Origin of the sequence: Cellulomonas bogoriensis 69B4 = DSM 16987 (assembly GCF_000767165.1) — a bacterium.
Classification (GTDB): Bacteria; Actinomycetota; Actinomycetes; order Actinomycetales; family Cellulomonadaceae; genus Actinotalea; species Actinotalea bogoriensis.
In genome coordinates, this window is the sequence record NZ_AXCZ01000046.1 from 1 (window position 1) to 17,349 (window position 17,349).

The following is a 17,349-nucleotide window of genomic DNA, read 5'->3' on the forward strand; positions in this document are numbered from 1 at the left end:
TCGGGGGGTGGTGCCGCCGACCCGCACGCCCCGAGCGTGGCGAGGGCGACCGCGCCGAGGGTCGCGAGCGTCGCACGGGGTGCGGTCCGCCGACGGGACGTGGTGGCGGGCGGTGCGGTGACCATGGGGACCTCCTGCTGTCGTGAGAGCCCGGACAGGTTCCGGACGAGGCCTCAACGACCTGTGTCCATGCTGGTCAGTGCGGTGCCGTCCGGTCTTGAGGCCTGATGGGGAACCTGGGTTGCGACCTTTGGGGGAGGGGGTGCCGCAGGTCGATGTCGCTACGCCTCTGGGTGTGAGCGACGACCCTGCCAGCGCGCGCTCACCCTCGTCAGCCGTCGATTCGACAAGCACCTCTACGACTGGATGTACCTCATCCTGCACAACACCGCCGGTAGGCCCGGGGCAGCCGCCGAGGGAGTGATCGCGCAGGATGCTGTGGGGGACGGCGCCGTGCGCGTGCGCCCCGGTCCCGGTCCCGGGAGTATCGAGCCATGACGTTCCCTCCCCGCCTCTCGTCCCGCCCGGTCGCACACCCCGACGCGGTGGTCGGGGGTGACCGGTACCGGATCACGGTCCTCACCGACGGGTTGGTGCGGTTGGAGTGGTCGGACGACGGTGTGTTCGAGGACCGTGCGTCCACGTTCGCCGTGAACCGTGACCTGCCGGTCCCCGAGTTCCGGGTGCTCGATCACGGCGACCGCCTCGAGGTCGTGACGGCGCGCTTCCGGTTGAGCTACGACAAGGGCCCGTTCACGGCGAGCGGTCTGAGCCTGGCGGTGAGCGGCGGCATCAGCCACTACCGCTCGGTGTGGCGGTTCGGTCAGGAGGTCGAGGACCTCGGTGGGACGGCACGCACCCTCGACGAGGCCGACGGTGCCGTGCCGCTGGAACCGGGTGTGGTGTCCCGGGACGGGTACGCGGTGATCGACGACTCGACGTCGTTCCTGTTCGAGGCCGACGGTTGGGTGGCCCCGCGACGCGGGCCCGGCCACGACCTGTACGTCTTCGCCTACGGCCACGACCACCACCAGGCGCTGCGGGCGTTCTACCAGGTCAGCGGGCCGGTTCCGGTGCTGCCGCGGTTCGCCCTGGGCAACTGGTGGAGCCGCTACTACCCGTACACCGCGGACGGGTACCGGGCGCTCCTCGAACGGTTCCGTGCCGAGGGCCTGCCCTTCTCGGTGAGCGTCATCGACATGGACTGGCACCTGGTCGACGTCGACCCCGTGCACGGCTCAGGGTGGACCGGTTACACCTGGAACCGGGACCTGTTCCCCGACCCTCCCGGGCTGCTCGACTGGTTGCACCAGAACGGTTTGCGCGTGACCCTCAACGTCCACCCGGCCGACGGTGTGCGGTCCTTCGAGGACGCCTACCCGGCGATGTGCCGCGCCCTGGGTCGTGACCCCGCCGACGGTGACCCGGTCGCGTTCGACGTGACCGACAGGGCGTTCCTCGAGGCGTACTTCGAGGTGCTGCACCGGGGCCTGGAGGACGACGGTGTGGACTTCTGGTGGCTGGACTGGCAGCAGGGCCCGCACTCACGTGTGCCGGGCATCGACCCGTTGTGGATGCTGAACCACTTCCACTTCCTGGACAGCGCACGTGAGGGGCGCCGGGGTCTGACGTTCTCTCGTTACGCCGGCCCCGGCAGCCACCGCTACCCGGTGGGGTTCTCGGGGGACACGGTGATCTCGTGGGCGTCGTTGGCGTTCCAACCGGAGTTCACGGCCACCGCGAGCAACATCGGGTACGGGTGGTGGAGCCATGATGTCGGCGGGCACTTCTTCGGCACGCGGGACGACGAGCTCGCGACCCGGTGGGTGCAGCTCGGGGTGTTCTCACCGATCATGCGCCTGCACTCGGGGGACGACCCGTTCATCACCAAGGAGCCGTGGACGTTCACCGCCGAGTCCCGCGAGGTGATGACCAGGTTCCTGCGGCTGCGGCACCGCCTGGTGCCCTACCTGCACACGATGAACCACCGGGCCGCGTCGGACGGGGTGCCCCTGGTCCTGCCGATGTACTACGACTGGCCCGGGGTCGAGGACGCCTACCGGGTGCCCCACCAGTTCACGTTCGGCACCGAGCTGGTCGTCGCCCCGGTGACCGAACCGGCCGACGCCCGCACCGGCCTGGGTCGGGTGCGGGCCTGGCTGCCGGAGGGCACCTGGGTCGACCTGCTCACCGATCTCGTCTACGACGGGGGCCGCCTGGCCTACCTGCACCGGGACCTGGCGACGATCCCGGTGCTGGCACGTGCGGGTGCTGTCGTCCCGCTCGACGGCCGGCACGTCCCCGGCAATGAGCCCACCAACCCCGGTCACCTGGAGGTCCTGGTGGTGGTGGGGGCGGACGGCACGTTCGAGCTCGTCGAGGACGACGACGCCGCGGACCCCCGCACCGCCCGGACCCTCCTCACCTACGACCAGAGCACCGGGACGGTGGAGGTGCGCCCCGTCGAGGGCGCCGCGGACGTCGTGCCCGCGAGCCGCACCTGGACCGTCACCTTCCCGGCGCTCGCCGTGGGTGCCGATCCCGTCGCTGAGGTCGACGGGACGACGGTCGTGGCCCGGACCGCAGCCGAGGGGGAGCGCCTGAGCGTGACCGTCGAGGACGTGCCGCGCGGCTCGACCGTCCGCGTCCACCTCGGTGACGGGCCCCGCCTGCGGGCCAACGACGTGCGGGCCAGGGTCTTCGCGGTCCTGGACCGTGCCCGGATCGAGCACGCGACCAAGTCCCGTGTCCTGGAGGCCACGACCTGCGACCAGCCCGTCGCCGCCCGCCTCACCCACCTGCAGGCACTCGACCTGGACCCCGTCCTGGAGACCGCCGTCACCGAGATCCTCGCCGCGAGCGCCTCGTGATCGGCCCGGTGACCGGTGTCAGCGGTCCGCGGGTGCGGTCCCTGCGCCGTCGAGGGGGGTGGCACCGCCGTCGGTGCCGGAGGTGAGGCGTCGTGGGGCCAGGAGGGCTGCGAGGACCACGGCGAGCAGCAGGATGAGGCTCGCGTGCTGCAGCAGCGCCCGTTCGGTACCGGCCAGGAGGACCATGACCGGGACGAACAGGAGCCCGAGGGGGTTGATGGCCTCGCTGAACAGGTAGTCGTAGCCGAACACCTGTCCCATCCGGTGCGCGGGGACCTCACGCTGGACGGCTGAGGCCCAGAGCACGCCCCCGACCGACAGTGCGATCCCGGTTGCGGCTGCTGCGGCCAGCATCCAGGCGAGGGAGGCGTCGAGCGAGAGCAGGATGCCGAGGACGAGCGCGGGGCACAGGGACAGCAGGGCCCACCGGGGGACGCGGTGCGCGCGCAGGCGGCTCGCCATGAGCGCGCCGAGGAGCGACCCGGCTGCCCGGGCGCTCTGGACCCAGCCCCACACCGCGATGGTGCCGGCGTCGCGAAGGACCACCGGGCCGGCGACGGAGAGGATCGACCAGCCGAAGAAGTGCCAGACCCCTGACGTCACGACCACGAGCCACAAGCCCGTGGAGGACCAGAAGTAGGTCCATCCGTCCCGCAGGTCCCGCCAGACGCCGGGGTCCTCGGCCTCGAACGCCTCCCCCCGGGGTAGGCGGCGCAGGGGCAGGGCCGAGGCCGTGAGGACCGCCGCGAGCAAGAACCAGGCCACCGCGACCGGTATCAGGGAACCGGTGAACGCGAACACGGCGGGGCCGAGGATCCCTGCGATTCCTGTGGTGAAGGCGCGGGCCGAGTTCGCGCGCACCAGGTCCTCCTTGCGCACGATGCGCGGTAGGTAGGACCCCAGCGAGGGGTACTGCAGCGCAGCGCTGAGCTCGATCACGAATGACACGACGCACAGCCACAGGACGGTCACCATCCCCGCGAGCTGGAGCACACCGGTGGTCAGTGCGGCCGCCGCCCAGCAGACCGTGGTGGCCAGCAGCAGTCCGCGGGTGGTGATCCGGTCCGACAACCACTTCGACACCAGCGCGCCGAAGACGGCGGGCAGCGCCCCGGCACCCAGGACGAAAGCCAACGACGACAACGTGCCGCCGTCGTGCAACGTCGTCAGCGTCAGCAGGACGGGTGCGCCACCCGCGCCCAGCACGTAGGCGAACCTGCTGGCCAAGAAGGCGGCGAGGCGCGGGTTCCGTCTGAGGACGTCGGTCATCGACGGCTACCGGCTTCGTGTGCGGGCGACGGGGCTGTCGCGGTGCGCGTCCGTCGTCCTGGAGAAGGGACTGGTGCCGTGATGATCCGTCCTCAAGGAGGTCTGCGCGCTGTCTGGGAGTCGGGTGCTCGTCAGGGTTCGTGCACCTGGATGGCACCGGAAGACTAGGGCCCTGCGACTCGGCGCGGTGGGACCATCGCCTCTCGTCCGGGTTGGTCGATCACGTCCAGGTCCACCCGCTCGGGCACGATCGGGGCGATCGTGCCCGAGCGGTGGGGTGGCGCCGGGTCAGAGGGCCAGCGCGGTGGTGAAGGCCGCGTTGATGGCCTCACCGACCTTCGCAGGGTTCACGCAGTCACCCACGGGGTGGACGTTCGCGCGGCCGGTGAGCTGGTCGACGAGCGAGGTCGCCGGGTTCACGCCGAATGCGGTGACCACCGTGTCGGCGGCCACGTGCACCTCGCCGTCGGGCCCGGTGGCGGTCAGGCCCGTGGCGTCGATCGTGGTGACGGTGTGGCCGGTCAGGAGTCGGACGCCCAGGTCGGCGAGCTGCCGGAGCAGGGTGATCCGGTTGATCAGGAGCATGTCCCGGGCGATCTCGTCGGCCATCTCCACGATGGTGACCTCACGGCCGTCCTGCGCGAGCTCCAGTGCCAGGTCCGCGCCGGACAACCCACCGCCCGCGACCACCACGCGCTGACCCACCGGGGTGCCCTGGTGCACCTGGAGCACCTCGAGCACGTTCTGCCCGTCGATGCCCGGGATGGAGCTGGGGACCAGGGGGACCGACCCGACCGCGAGTACCACGTCGTCGGCGCGGGTGAGCTCGGGGGAGTCCGCGGTGATCTCCGTGCCCAGGTGGACCGTGACGGGCAGGTCCGCGAGCTGGCGCTCCCACCACGCGATCATGCCGCGCAGCTCCTTCTTGAACTCGGGCGTCGCCGCGGGCCACAGCACCCCACCCAGGTGCTCGCTGCGCTCGTAGACGTCCACCGTGTGGCCGCGCAGGCCGGCGACGCGGGCGGCCTCGAGTCCCGCCGGCCCTGCGCCCACGACCACCACGCGCTTGGGTGCGGGAGCGGGGGTGACGCGCCGCTCGAGCTCCATCCCGACCTGCGGGTTGACCGCGCACCCCAGGGGCAGGGCGAAGAACGCGTTGCCCACGCACATCTGGTTGCAGCGGATGCAGGGCCGGATGTCCTCACGGCGACCGGCCGCCAGCTTGCCTGCCCACTCGGGGTCGGCGATGAGGCCGCGCCCGATCCCGGCGAAGTCCGCGTCCCCGGCAGCCAGGGCCTCCTCGGCGTTCTCGGGGGTGAGGTTCCCGACGGCCATCACCGGGATGCTGAGGACCTCCTTGAGGGACCGCGCCGCGGGCACCATGCACGCATCACCCAGGTAGTAGGGCGGGAAGACGTAGTCCATGGCCTCGTAGGAGCCGTCGTCGGCCATCATCAGGTCGATGCCCGCAGCCTCGAGGATCACGGCGATGCGCTGGGACTCCTCGGTGGTGCGCCCGCCGGGGTACTTGTGGTCCACGGACAGCCGGAAGCTCACCGGCAGGCCCGGGGCGGCGGCCTTGACCGCTTCGATGATCTCGACGGCGAAGCGGCACCGGTTCTCGGTCGAGCCGCCGTAGGCGTCGGTGCGACGGTTCCACTGGGGGCTCATGAACTGGTCGATGAGGTACCCGGTGTGCCCGTGGATGTCGAGGGCGTCGATCCCCGCCTGGGCCGCGCGGGCCGCGGCCTCGCCGAACCGCCGCACGATCACGGCGATCTCCTCGACCTCCAGGGGGCGGCACAGGACGTCGGGCTGGGCGAAGTGCGGGTTGTCCGACGCGGAGATCGGCAGGCGGTCCGGGTCGACGACGTTGATGTTGCGCCCCAGCCCGGCGGTGAGCTGCAACGAGATGAGCCCGCCGACGGCGTGGACGGACTCGGCGAGGGCCGTCAGGCCGGGGACGCTCGCGTCGGTGTCGACCCGGCACAGGCCCGGGTTGATCTGCTCGTAGTCCTGGGACACGGCACTGATGCCGGTCACGACCAGGCCGGTCCCACCCCGCGCGCGTTCGGTGTAGTAGGCGATCTCCCGTTCGGTGAACAGGCCCTCGTGGGTGCCCATCTCCGTACCCATCGGGGCCATGATCACCCGGTTGGGCAGCTCGAGGGTGCCGATCCGGCCCGGTGCCAGGACGTGCGCGTACGTGCTCATGGGGAGTCCTTCCGCCCGGTGCGGCGTGGGGAGGGAACAGGACGGTGCACCGGACCCGAAACGTTCCGATAACCATGCTGCGCCCCGCACGGGCCGTCTCACCCGGGCCGTTCGTCCCTGGGGGTCGAGGGGGTCAGTCGAGCCCCGCGTCGTGGACGCACCGGGCTATCTGCACCCGGTTGGTCGCGTGGAGCTTGCTGAACAGGTTCCCCACGTGGGTCTTCACGGTCGCGAGCCCGAGGTGCAGCTCCTGGGCGATCTCGGCGTTGGACATCCCCCGTGCCACCGCGACCGCGATCTCCAGCTCTCGGGGTGTGAGCTGCTCGAGGCGCTCGCGTGCCAGACGACGGGGCCGGTCGTCTGCGGCTCCCCTGGTCGCGGCGGCGATCACCTGCTCGGTGACGGTGGGTGACAGGGCGGGTTCGCCGGCGGCGACCCGTCGCACGGCGTCGACGATCTGCGGGGCGGGGGTGTCCTTGAGGAGGAACCCGGCGGCGCCGTGCCGCAGGGCGGTCAGCACCATCTCGTCGGTGTCGAACGTGGTGAGGACGAGCACCCGGGCGCGGGCCCCGGCCCGGGTGAGGCGGTGGGTGGCGGTGAGCCCGTCGGTGCCGGGCATGCGGATGTCCATGAGGACGACGTCCGGGTCGGTCGCGTGCACCAGGTCCTCGCCGCGTGCGCCGTCCTCGGCCTCACCGACCACCTCGATCAGCGGGTCCCCACCGAGGATGAGGCGCAACCCGGTGCGGACCAGGGGGTCGTCGTCGACGATCAGGACCCGGACGGGGGTCCCGGTGGTCGGGGCGCTCATGCCTCGCCCCACGGCAACGTGGCGGTGACGACGAACCTGCCCTCGTCGTCGACCCCGTGGGTGAGGGTTCCCCCTGCCAGGGCCGCGCGCTCCTGGAGACCCGTGAGCCCCATGCCAGCCCCGGGCAGGCCCGGGCGGGCGCCGTCGGGCACGGGGTTGTAGGCCTCGAGGTGGAGGCTGCCGCCGGGTTCGCCGGCCAGCCGCAGCGTCACCGTCGCACCGGGGGCGTGCTTGCGGGCGTTGGTGAGCACCTCCTGGACCACACGGAACACCGTTCGTGACAAGGTCGCCGGTGGTGCGCCGAGTGCGGCCGTCACGGCCGGGGGCTCGCCCTGGGGCATGCCCGTGACGTCGAGGTCCACCTGCGTCCCGGCCTCGGCGTTCTCGGCGAGCAGCGCGGGGAGCTCGCGCAGGCTCGGCTGCGGGGGCTCGGGCAGGGCAGGTCCCTGGTCGGGCCCGGCGTCGTCCGTACGGAGCACACCCAGGACGTGGCGCAGCTCGGTGAGGGCGCCGTGGGCGTTGTCCTGGATGACCTTCGCGGTCTGGGCGGTCTCCTGCGGGGTCAGGTCGGTCCGGTAGGTGAGGGCCCCGGCGTGCATGGCCACCAGGGAGATCCGGTGCGCCAGGACGTCGTGCATCTCCCGTGCGATGCGTGTGCGCTCGGCCTCGCGCGCGGCGTCGGCCTTGAGCACCTGCTCCCGTTCGGCGGTCTCGGCCCGGTCGCGCAGGGTGGTCAGGAGCTCCCGCCGCGCCCCGATGTAGAAGCCGGTCGCCACGCAGGCCGCGTACACGACGAGGACGAGCCCGGCGGCGATCATGGCGGGGATCGTGTCCAGGACCGGGAGCGACGGGCGGTACAGCCCTTCGTAGACCGCGCCCGCACCGACCCAGGCGACACCTGTGACGACCACGCCCCGCCACCGACGCCAGGTACTCATCGACACCGCTGCCAGGGACGCCGGGGCGACCGCGGACCCGGAGAACGACGTGAGGAGAGCGGTGACCGAGGCGACCACCACCGGGTAGCGCCGCCGCAACGGCAGGAGGCCCGCCCCGATCGCGCCCAGGGCGAGGTCGAGCAGGATGGCCGCGTTGATCCGGGCCAGGACCTCCTCGGGCAGCGGGGACGACGCGTCGGGGATCAGGTCCTCGCCCACAACGGCCCAGACGAACAGCCCCACCCCGATGACCAGCAGGTACCGCCACGCCCGTGACCAGGGCCGTAACGGCGGTGGGGGTGGGGCGGGCATGGGAACCAGGCTAGGGCTCGGGGTCAGCCGGAACCTCCACCGAAGGGCTGGGGACGTTCCCCCTGGAGGTGGAGGCAGCTCCAGGCCGACGGCCGATCCGCCAGCGCTTCGCCGCGGGGAGGCTGGTCGCATGATCACCGCACAGCACCTGACCAAGCGTTACGGCGACCACGCCGCGGTCGACGACGTGTCCTTCACCGCCCAGCCGGGCCGCGTCACGGGGTTCCTCGGCCCCAACGGCGCCGGCAAGTCCACGACCATGCGGATGGTCTGCGGTTTGACCGTGCCCACCGCGGGCCACGCGACGGTCCTGGGGCGTCCGTTGCGGTCGACCCCCAACCCGGGACGGACCGTGGGTGTGCTCCTGGACGCGTCGGCCCAGCACGCGGGTCGCACGGGCCGTGAGACCCTCGCCCTCTCCGCCAGGCTCATGGGCCTGCCGCCTCGCCGCGTCGAGGAGGTCCTGGAGATCGTGGGGCTCACGGCGGCCGAGTCGCGCAAGCGCACCCGCGGGTACTCGTTGGGTATGCGGCAGCGCCTGGGCCTGGCGCACGCCCTGCTCGGCGACCCGACGGTCCTGATCCTCGACGAGCCCGCCAACGGGTTGGACCCGGCGGGCATCCGCTGGATGCGCGAGCTGGTGCGGGACTTCGCCGCCCAGGGCGGCACCGTGCTGCTGTCCTCGCACCTGCTGCGCGAGATGGAGGCCGTGTGCGACGACCTCGTCATCATCGGCGGGGGCAGGATCCTGGCCCAGGGCTCGGCGGGCGAGCTGCTCCGCGGGCCCAGCACACGGGTGCGCAGCGCCGACGACGGCGCACTGGCCGCTGCCCTGACCAGGGCGGGCCACGGCGTGGAACGCACCGACGAGGGCAGCCTCGCGACCACGGCCTCCACCGAGCAGGTCGGCCGGGTGGCCCTGGCGGCCGGCGTCGCCCTCACCGAGCTGCGCGCGGCGACCACCACCGGCCTGGAACAGCTGTTCTTCGACACCACCGCCCGGCACGGGCGAGAGGAGATCGCCGCATGAACGCCGCGCCCACCACCCACGTCCCCCCGTCCACGACCGACCGGGCGCCCGATGCCGTCATGCGCGCTGCAGAGGGCCGGCGCGGCATCCCGTTCGTCCGGTTGGCCCGGGTCGAGGCGCGCAAGCAGCTCGACACCCGCGCCGGGGCGTGGCTGCTCACGGTGGTCGTCCTGGTCAACGCCGCGCTGATCACCCTGATGCTCACCACCGCCGAGCCGTCGGCACTGACGTGGATGAACCTGACGGAGACCGCGTCCTTCGGCCAGATGCTGCTGCTCCCGCTGATCGGGATCATGGCTGCCACGAGCGAGTGGTCCCAGCGCACCGCGGTCACCACCTTCGTGCTCGAGCCACGCCGTGGGCGGGTGACGCTCGCCAAGCTGGTCTCCGCCCTCGCCCTGGGCCTTTGCGTGATGGTCGCCACCCTTGCCGTCGCGGCGCTGCTGAACGTGGTGGGGCTGGTGGCCCGCGACGGCGACGGGTCCTGGGCGCTGGACGTCGGGTTCGTCGCGGGTATGAGCCTGGCGCTGGTGATCCTGGTGACCCAGGGTGTGGCGTTCGGGTTGGCGCTGCTCAGCACCCCGGGTGCGATCGTCGCCTACCTCGCGCTGCCCACCGCGTGGACGGTGCTGAGCGCACTGGTGGAGGGCCTGCGCGGGCCCTCGGAGTGGCTCGACATCAACATGACCCTGCTGCCCCTCATGGCCGGGGAGATGACCGGTGGTGACTGGTCGCGCCTGGCGACGTCGGTCGCCCTGTGGGTCGCGTTGCCCCTGGCCGTCGGCCTGTGGCGGACCGGCCTTCGCGAGGTCGCCTGACCGCTCGGCGCCGGCACCTGCGCCGGCGCGGTGGGTGGGTCACCAGCCGCGCGTCCCGGGTGAGCCCTTGAACGGCCCGACGACGCGGCTGGTGACCCACCCGCCGTAGAACCCGCCCTCCTGGGGGCGCACCGCCTCGCCGTCGACCGTGCACCGGGTCATGCGCCCCGGGTACAGGGCGATGTGACCGGCGACGGCCGCGAAGGCCGGGGTCGGGTCCAGGTACGTCCATGCCGCGCCGGCCGCCACGACCCGACACCCCTCCTCGTCCACGCCCACCACGTCGAAGTACGCCGCACGGCCCTTGAACTCGCACCAGCTGCTGCCCTCGGCGGGCACGGGTAGTCCCACACCGACTCCTGACCCGGCGCCGGCCTGGTCGCAGGGACCCCGCCCGGGGGCGGGGTGCGGGGCCGCCACCCCTGGTCGGCGCGGGAACGGTCGGACGGCCTCATGCCGGGTGCGCTCCCTGTGCGACCGTTCCGGCTCCCGTCGCGGGTGCCGACTCCGACGCCGCCCACATGTCGGGGGTGGCGGCCACGGCGAGGGCCTGGGCGTCGGCGAGGGTGACGTCACGGATCCGCACGAACCCGGGCCCGGCGGCGGTCGTGGCCGTGAGGGTCGCGAGCCCGACGCGCCGCTGGAGCACGGACTGGCTGATCGCCCACCCCAGGACGCCCCGCGTCTGGAGCACCACCCTGCGGTGGCGGAGCGCCCCCGTGGTGACGACCAGGTGCTCCCCGACGAGTGCGTAGCCGCGCCACAGGTGCTCCAGCTGGGCGACCGTCCCGGACCAGGCGAGCAGTCCGGCCGCCAGCAGCGCCCACGGGGGCTCCCAACCCCGCCACGCCGCGACCAGCCAGGCCAGGCCGAGCAGGACGGCGGTGTCGATCACCGCACCGATGAACAGCCGGCGGTGGGCGACGCGCCCGTGCCTGCGGGTCCGGACGGTGAGCGGGTCAGGGCCCGGGGGTGGTTCCAGCACCGACCGTCCGACCGCGGTGGCGACCTCCCGGGGAGCCGTCGGCAGCAGGTTCACGGTCCCGCCGGCACCCACACCGGTGGCCCACGCCTGCAGGTTGGCGCCCCGCAACCACCGCACCAGCAGCGGCTCGACCAGACGGACCCCACGGATGCGCGCCTCTTCCACGGTGGTCGAGGTGGTGGTCGTCAGACCGCGGCGCAGGTGCAGGGTGCCGCCCGGTTCCCGGGTGAGCGTGGCTCCCCACCAAGTGGTGACCCACGTCAGCGTCGACATGAGCATCCCGCCGACGAGCAGCAGCGATGCCATCACCAGGACCGCCACCCAGGCCACACCCGGCAACGCGCCGACCAACCGGGTCGTGATCGCGGTGGTGCGGGTCGCGAACCACACCGCCCCGAGGATCATCAGGAGCACCACGGCCCCGCTGACCATCGAAGCAGGTGCGAACCGCACCCAGCCCAGGCTCAACCGGGCCAGGACCGTCGGCTCCGGTGCAGGGGTCGGCGGCCCGGGCGCGGCCGGGGCCTGCGTGGCCGGGCCCGTCCCGTCGTGGTGGAAGCCGTCGTGGGCGGGGACGTCGTGGGTGACGGCGGGAAGGTCAGACGCGCCGGTGGGGTCGGTGGCGGCGCTGGGGCCCGAGCCGACCGGCTCGACGCCGGTGGCCAGGTGGCGGGCGGCGAGCAGCTGGTCACGGAGTACGGCCGAGTGGGTCTTGTCCAGGGAGTCCAGGGTGATGCGGTCGGTGCTCGTGCCGGTGCCGATCGTCACCTTCGCCAGGCCCAGGGCCCGGTGCAGGAGCGGGGCCTCCAGGTCCACGGTCCGCACCCTGTCCAGCGGTGCGGTCAGGGTCGTCCTGGCGACGAGCCCGCGGCGCACCTGCAGGCGCTCGGCGTCGAACCGGTACAGGGTCACCAGCCACGAGAGCACCGCCGAGACCACCGCCAGCACCGCACCGACCGCGGCGGCGACCAACGACCACCACCCGTCCTGCCGGGTGGCGATGAACACGACCGGCAGCGCCAACGACGCGATCCGTCCTACGACGATGATCAGGACCATGCGTCCGGCGGTGCGCCGCCACTGCCCGTCCTGGGCGATCACGTGGCGTCCCCGGGTGCGTCCCCGGTCACCGCCGTCAGCTCTGCGGCGATCCGCTCAGCCGTGGCGCGGTCCAGCCCCTCGATCGTCACCGGCCCTGCCGCCGAGGCGGTCGTCACGGTCAGGGACGCCAACCGGAACAGCCGCATCAGCGCGGTCTGCGAGGAGTCGACCGTCTGCACCCGCGACAACGGTGCGATCCGCTGCTCGCGGGCCAACCAGCCGGCGCGGGTGCGGACCGCGACGGGTGTGACCTCCCACCGGTGCACCCGGTAGCGGATCGCCGGCATGGCCACCACGTGGGCCAGGGCGTACGCACCGAGACCCGCCAGGGCGGGCAGCGCCCACCCCAGGTCCTGACCCAGGAACCACCACGCGGCGCCCAGCGCCCCGAAGCACCACGCCCACCCGATCAGCGCGCTCAGCCGCCAGTACGCCACCGCCCGCCGGGACACCCGTTCGGTGGGTTCGCCCACCAGCTCGGTCATGCTCACCCCCACACCTCACGACGGCCCACCCCCACCCTCGCACGTCGGGACGGTGGGACGGCGGCCGGGGGAGCGTGGCGTCAGGGCTGGGGTGTGGCGCCGAATCCGGTACCTGCGGTGGGGGCCGGCGCGGCGGCCTGCGGCTGCGGGGTGCCCGAAGGTGCCCCGAAGCCTCCGGACGTCGGCGCCCCACCCTGCTCGGCGGCGCCGGCGTCCACGGGCGCCGCCTCGACCGGCGGCGGGGTGAACTCGTAGTTGTCCATCTCCTGGGGGTCGATGTCGTACGGGGTGCAGACCTGCCGCGCGGTGATCTCCTCCTCGCAGCGTTCGACGATCGCCTGCAGGGCCTGCGCGGTGCGCTCGTCCGAGGCGTCCAGGTCACGGGCGCTGCCCTGGAGCGCCTGACCCAGGGCCCCGCTCAGCCGGGTCAGCGTCTCCATGCTCTGGTCGAGCCCGTGCAGGGACTGGGCGTACCGCTGGGCGAAACCCTCGCACGACCTGTTGCCGGTCCACTTCCCCTGACCCTGGCGCAGTCGCGCGTCGACGAGCCGGGCGCGCTCGTTGACGAGCTTGTCGACCATCTGCTGCAGACGTACCACCGCCGAGTGGACGTCCTTGTGATTCAGCTCCACACCCGTCATGCCAGCTCCCCGTCTCGCGCACGTACCTGCGGCGAACCTAGCGAGACCGCCGCATGATCGACGAGGCTGTCCACACCTCGCCGCGCCGTAGGGTTGGAGGCATGCCGAACGGTGCCGTGGGTGCTGAACGTCTCGTGCTGTACGTCCGCACGGGGTGCCACCTGTGCGCGCAGGCCCGCCAGGTGATCGCGCAGGTCGCCGCCGAGGCCGGCGTCGGGTGGGGTGAGGTCGACATCGACGAGCACCCCGACCGCGAGCAGCTGACCCGCATGTACGGCGAGCTCGTACCGGTGGTCACGGTCGACGGCGTGCAGCAGGGCTACTGGCGCCTGGACGCCGGGCGCCTGCGACGCGCCCTGGCCCAGGGGCCGCGGTGACCGGCAGGACCGTCCCGCCGTCGACCGTCGCACGGCTGCCCATCTACCTGCGCGCCCTGGAGGAGCTGCAGGAGGACGGGGTGTGCACCACGTCCTCGGGTGAGCTCGCGGAGCTGGCCGGGGTGGGCTCCGCCCAGCTCCGTCGCGACCTGTCGTTCCTGGGGTCCCACGGTGTGCGTGGCGTCGGGTACGACGTGGACCACCTGCACGCCCAGGTCGCTGCGGCGCTCGGGGCCACGACGGACCTGGCCGTGGTGATCGTGGGGGTCGGGAACCTGGGGCACGCCCTGGCGAACTACATGGCCGGCGGGGGCAAGGGGTTCCGGGTGGTGGCGCTCGCGGACACCGGTCGTGAGGTGGTGGGTTCTACGGTCGCGGGTCTGCAGGTGCAGGACGCCGCCGACCTGGAGGGTGTGGTGCGCCGGGCCGGTGCGAGGGTGGCGGTGCTGGCGACCCCGGCGTCGGTCGCGCAGGAGGTGTGCGACCGCTTGGTGGGGGCGGGCGTGACGGGGGTCCTGACGTTCGCGCCCCGGGTCCTGCAGGTGCCGGACGGGGTTGAGGTGCGGTCGGTGGACCTGGGGTCCGAGCTGCAGATCCTCGCGTTCCACGAGCAGCGGCGCGTGGCCGCCGGTCGGTGAGGGTGCACGGGCGTCCCGGCTACGGGCGCTGCGGTCGCTGCGGTCGCTGCGGTCGCTGACGCCACGAGGCCCGGCACCAGGAGGTACCGGGCCCCGGGCCACGCGGGTCAGGGGGTGCCCACGCGTGAGGGAGGGGTCAGCCGCGGATCGCGGAGACCTCGATGGTGATCTTGACGGTGTCGCCGACCAGCACGCCGCCGGTCTCCAGGGCGGCGTTCCAGGTCAGGCCGAACTCCTTGCGGGAGATCTCGGTGCTGGCCGAGAACCCGGCGCGGGCGTTGCCGAAGGGGTCGGTCGCGGTGCCGTTGAACTCGGTGGTGAGCACCACGGGGCGGGTGACGCCGTGGATGGTGAGGTCGCCGGAGACCGCGTACTCCTCGCCCTTGCTCTCGACGGAGGTCGAGGTGAAGGTCCAGGTCGGGTAGGTCTCGACGTCGAAGAAGTCGGCGCTCTTCAGGTGCCCGTCGCGGTTGGCGTCGCGGGTGTCGATGGAGGCGGCGTCGAGGGTGGCGGTCACACCGCTCACGGCCAGGTCCTCACCGACGGTGATGGTGCCCTCGGTGATCGCGACGTTGCCGCGGACCTTGGCGATTCCGGCGTGACGGACGGAGAACGCGGCCTCGGAGTGCGAGGCGTCGATGGTCCAGGTGCCCGCGGTGAGTCCGGTCGGGAGGGTGGTGACGCTCATGGTCGACTCCTTTTGTTGAATCCTCAATCACACTTGTAGTTGAGATTTCTACTACACTGGTCCGTAGGGCGCAACCCCCGGGACGTCTGCCGACCCGCGCCCGTCGGTGGAGGAGACTGTGACCATGACGGGAAGCACCCTCGAGACCGGCACCGCGCCCCCGGTGCCCCACGCCCGTGACGCCAGTGCCGGTGAGGACGCGCAGGCGAACTGGCTGACCCCGGAGCAGCAGGTCCACTGGCGGGCCTACCTGCTCGGCACCGCCCGGCTCAGCGAGGCGCTCACGCGCCAGCTCGAGGCCGACGCGGGGTTGTCGCTGAGCGAGTACGAGATCCTGGTCCGGTTGTCCGAGGCCCCTGAGCGCACGGTGCGGATGTCGGAGCTGGCCGACTCCCTGGTGCACTCCCGCAGCCGGCTCACCCACACCGTCAGCCGCATGGAGAAGCGCGGGCTGGTCCGGCGCGTGTCCTGCGAGGTCGACGCGCGCGGTGTGAACTGCGTCATGACCCACGAGGGCTTCGCCCTCCTGGCCTCGGCGGCACCGGGTCACGTCACTGCGGTGCGGGCGAACCTGCTGGACCTCCTCACCGAGGAGCAGTTCACGGTCCTCGGTGAGGTGATGGCCGCGGTCGTCCGCGGACCGGCCGGTGGTGTGACCACCGCCTGAGATGGGTGAGACTGGTGCCATGCCCACCACGACCGTCCACCTGATGCGCCACGGCGAGGTTCACAACCCCGACGGTGTGCTCTACGGCCGCCTGCCCGGGTACCGGCTCTCGGAGCGGGGCGTGGCGATGGCCGAGCGCGTGGCCGCCCACCTGTCCGGGACGGGCCCCTCGGGCGAGGCGCGGCGGGACGTCGTGCACGTGGTCGCCTCACCGCTGCAGCGCGCCCAGGAGACCGCCACCCCCGTGGCGCAGGCGTTCGGCGTGGAGCTCGCGACCGACGAGCGCCTGCTCGAGGCCGAGAACCACTTCCAGGGTCTGACGTTCGGCGTGGGCGACGGCTCGTTGCGACGGCCCTCGCACTGGCGGCACCTGTGGAACCCGTTCCGTCCGTCCTGGGGCGAGCCCTACACGGTGCAGGTCGCGCGCATGACGGCGGCCGTCCACGCCGCGCGCGAGGTCGCCTCCGGTCACGAGGCCGTGATCGTGAGCCACCAGCTCCCGATCTGGATCACGCGTCTGGCGCTGGAGGGCCGCCGGCTGTGGCACGACCCCCGCAAGCGGGAGTGCTCGTTGGCGTCGCTCACGTCGTTGCGCTTCGACGGCGAGACCCTCACCTCCCTCACCTACAGCGAGCCCGCCGCAGACCTCCTGCCCACGGCGCGGAGCGTGTCCGGGGCATGAGCGCCACCGCTCCCCGTCGTCGACTCGCGGCCGCCGCGCTCCTCGCCGCCGTGGCGCTGGTGGGGTGCAGCCCGAGCGTCAGCGGCGGCTGGACCGAGGGCGGCGCCCAGACGGGCTACGTCTCCGGTGACAGCTCGGTGACCACCTGGGAGGTCGGGCAGCGCACCGGCCCGGTCGGGCTCGTCGGCACCGACTACGACGGCGAGCCGGTGGACGTCACGCAGTGGCGGGGCGACGTCGTCGTCCTGAACACCTGGTACGCCGCGTGCCCGCCCTGCCGGGCCGAGGCCCCGGACCTGGTGTCCATCTCCCACGAGTTCGCCGACGACGGGGTGCGCCTGCTGGGCGTGAACTCCACCGACGACGTGGGTGCCGCCAAGGCGTTCGAGCGCACCTTCGAGGTGCCCTACCCCTCGGTGCACGACGACGACGGCGCCGCGGTGGCGTCCCTGCAGGGCGTGGTGCCCATCCAGGCGGTGCCCACGACGGTGGTCCTGGACCGGCAGGGGCACGTCTACGCGCGGGTCCTGGGCCTGGTCGAGGGCAGCACCCTGCGGGCCCTGATCGGTGACGTCCTCGCCGAGGACCCGTGACCCCCGGGGTGGTGACGGGGATCGGCAGCGTCTTCCAGGAGACGGTGCTCACCGGGTCGATGCTGCTCGCGTTCCCGGTGGCACTGATCGCGGGGCTGGTGTCGTTCGCGTCCCCGTGCGTCCTGCCGCTGGTCCCCGGCTACCTCGGCTTCGTCACCGGGATGGCCGGCAGCCCGGACCGCGCGCCGCGCCCGGTGGCCGTCGGCGGGGGCACGGGAGCCGCCGAGCCG

Annotated in this window: 17 protein-coding genes and 1 pseudogene; 9 read left to right on the plus strand and 9 right to left on the minus strand. The window is 72.8% G+C overall.

Features of this window, described 5'->3' with window-relative positions:
- Positions 1-494: 494 nt before the first annotated feature.
- Entirely contained in the window at positions 495-2,870 is a 2,376-nt protein-coding gene (locus tag N869_RS06315; protein ID WP_035059352.1) for a glycoside hydrolase family 31 protein, read from the plus strand.
- A gap of 18 nt (positions 2,871-2,888) precedes the next feature.
- On the opposite strand, the gene N869_RS06320 is transcribed toward N869_RS06315, so the two are convergent.
- The 4 genes from N869_RS06320 to N869_RS06335 form a co-directional block, all read right to left on the minus strand.
- Positions 2,889-4,139 (minus strand): MFS transporter, encoded by a 1,251-nt coding sequence (locus tag N869_RS06320; protein ID WP_035059355.1) that lies wholly within the window; start codon positions 4,137-4,139, stop codon positions 2,889-2,891.
- 288 nt (positions 4,140-4,427) lie between these two features.
- Positions 4,428-6,353, minus strand: coding sequence for an oxidoreductase (locus N869_RS06325; RefSeq protein WP_035059357.1), 1,926 nt, complete (start codon positions 6,351-6,353; stop codon positions 4,428-4,430).
- 133 nt (positions 6,354-6,486) lie between these two features.
- On the minus strand, positions 6,487-7,164 hold the full coding sequence (locus tag N869_RS06330) for a response regulator (RefSeq protein WP_035059384.1): 678 nt from the start codon (positions 7,162-7,164) through the stop codon (positions 6,487-6,489).
- Positions 7,161-8,414: a sensor histidine kinase gene (locus tag N869_RS06335; RefSeq protein WP_035059359.1), complete on the minus strand. Its 1,254-nt coding sequence runs from the start codon at positions 8,412-8,414 to the stop codon at positions 7,161-7,163. The genes N869_RS06330 and N869_RS06335 overlap by 4 nt, the downstream gene beginning before the upstream one ends.
- A 130-nt stretch (positions 8,415-8,544) precedes the next feature.
- On the opposite strand from N869_RS06335, the gene N869_RS06340 reads away from it, so the two are divergent.
- Positions 8,545-9,444: an ABC transporter ATP-binding protein gene (locus tag N869_RS06340; RefSeq protein WP_035059361.1), complete on the plus strand. Its 900-nt coding sequence runs from the start codon at positions 8,545-8,547 to the stop codon at positions 9,442-9,444.
- A complete protein-coding gene (locus N869_RS06345; protein WP_035059363.1) occupies positions 9,441-10,262 on the plus strand; it encodes an ABC transporter permease in 822 nt (273 codons plus the stop codon). Before N869_RS06340 ends, N869_RS06345 begins: the two co-directional genes overlap by 4 nt.
- A 39-nt stretch (positions 10,263-10,301) precedes the next feature.
- On the opposite strand, the gene N869_RS06350 is transcribed toward N869_RS06345, so the two are convergent.
- From N869_RS06350 to N869_RS17320, 4 genes are all read right to left on the minus strand, one after another.
- Entirely contained in the window at positions 10,302-10,613 is a 312-nt protein-coding gene (locus N869_RS06350) for a DUF427 domain-containing protein (protein WP_156968393.1), read from the minus strand.
- Positions 10,614-10,713: 100 nt separating this feature from the next.
- Positions 10,714-12,348: a PH domain-containing protein gene (locus N869_RS06355; protein ID WP_035059367.1), complete on the minus strand. Its 1,635-nt coding sequence runs from the start codon at positions 12,346-12,348 to the stop codon at positions 10,714-10,716.
- On the minus strand, positions 12,345-12,833 hold the full coding sequence (locus tag N869_RS06360; RefSeq protein ID WP_035059386.1) for a PH domain-containing protein: 489 nt from the start codon (positions 12,831-12,833) through the stop codon (positions 12,345-12,347). Before N869_RS06360 ends, N869_RS06355 begins: the two co-directional genes overlap by 4 nt.
- A gap of 80 nt (positions 12,834-12,913) precedes the next feature.
- Positions 12,914-13,474, minus strand: a complete 561-nt coding sequence (locus N869_RS17320) for a hypothetical protein (RefSeq protein ID WP_156968394.1) — start codon at positions 13,472-13,474, stop codon at positions 12,914-12,916.
- Positions 13,475-13,575: 101 nt separating this feature from the next.
- Between N869_RS17320 and N869_RS06375 the strand changes: the two genes are divergently transcribed.
- Positions 13,576-13,851: a glutaredoxin family protein gene (locus N869_RS06375; RefSeq protein ID WP_035059374.1), complete on the plus strand. Its 276-nt coding sequence runs from the start codon at positions 13,576-13,578 to the stop codon at positions 13,849-13,851.
- A complete protein-coding gene (locus N869_RS06380) occupies positions 13,848-14,489 on the plus strand; it encodes a redox-sensing transcriptional repressor Rex (protein WP_035059376.1) in 642 nt (213 codons plus the stop codon). Before N869_RS06375 ends, N869_RS06380 begins: the two co-directional genes overlap by 4 nt.
- Positions 14,490-14,625: 136 nt before the next feature.
- Here N869_RS06380 and N869_RS06385 read toward each other — a convergent pair whose 3' ends face one another.
- Positions 14,626-15,177 (minus strand): YceI family protein, encoded by a 552-nt coding sequence (locus N869_RS06385; RefSeq protein ID WP_035059378.1) that lies wholly within the window; start codon positions 15,175-15,177, stop codon positions 14,626-14,628.
- A 124-nt stretch (positions 15,178-15,301) separates the two neighbouring features.
- Between N869_RS06385 and N869_RS06390 the strand changes: the two genes are divergently transcribed.
- From N869_RS06390 to N869_RS06405, 4 genes and pseudogenes are all read left to right on the plus strand, one after another.
- A complete protein-coding gene (locus tag N869_RS06390) occupies positions 15,302-15,844 on the plus strand; it encodes a MarR family winged helix-turn-helix transcriptional regulator (protein WP_084136543.1) in 543 nt (180 codons plus the stop codon).
- A gap of 19 nt (positions 15,845-15,863) precedes the next feature.
- Positions 15,864-16,526: a histidine phosphatase family protein gene (locus N869_RS06395; protein ID WP_035059390.1), complete on the plus strand. Its 663-nt coding sequence runs from the start codon at positions 15,864-15,866 to the stop codon at positions 16,524-16,526.
- Positions 16,523-17,119 carry a TlpA family protein disulfide reductase gene (locus N869_RS06400; RefSeq protein ID WP_035059380.1) on the plus strand — a complete coding sequence of 199 codons (597 nt, stop codon included), beginning with the start codon at positions 16,523-16,525 and terminating at the stop codon, positions 17,117-17,119. The genes N869_RS06395 and N869_RS06400 overlap by 4 nt, the downstream gene beginning before the upstream one ends.
- 59 nt (positions 17,120-17,178) lie before the next feature.
- Positions 17,179-17,349 (plus strand): annotated as a pseudogene (locus N869_RS06405) (cytochrome c biogenesis protein CcdA); the annotation flags it as partial.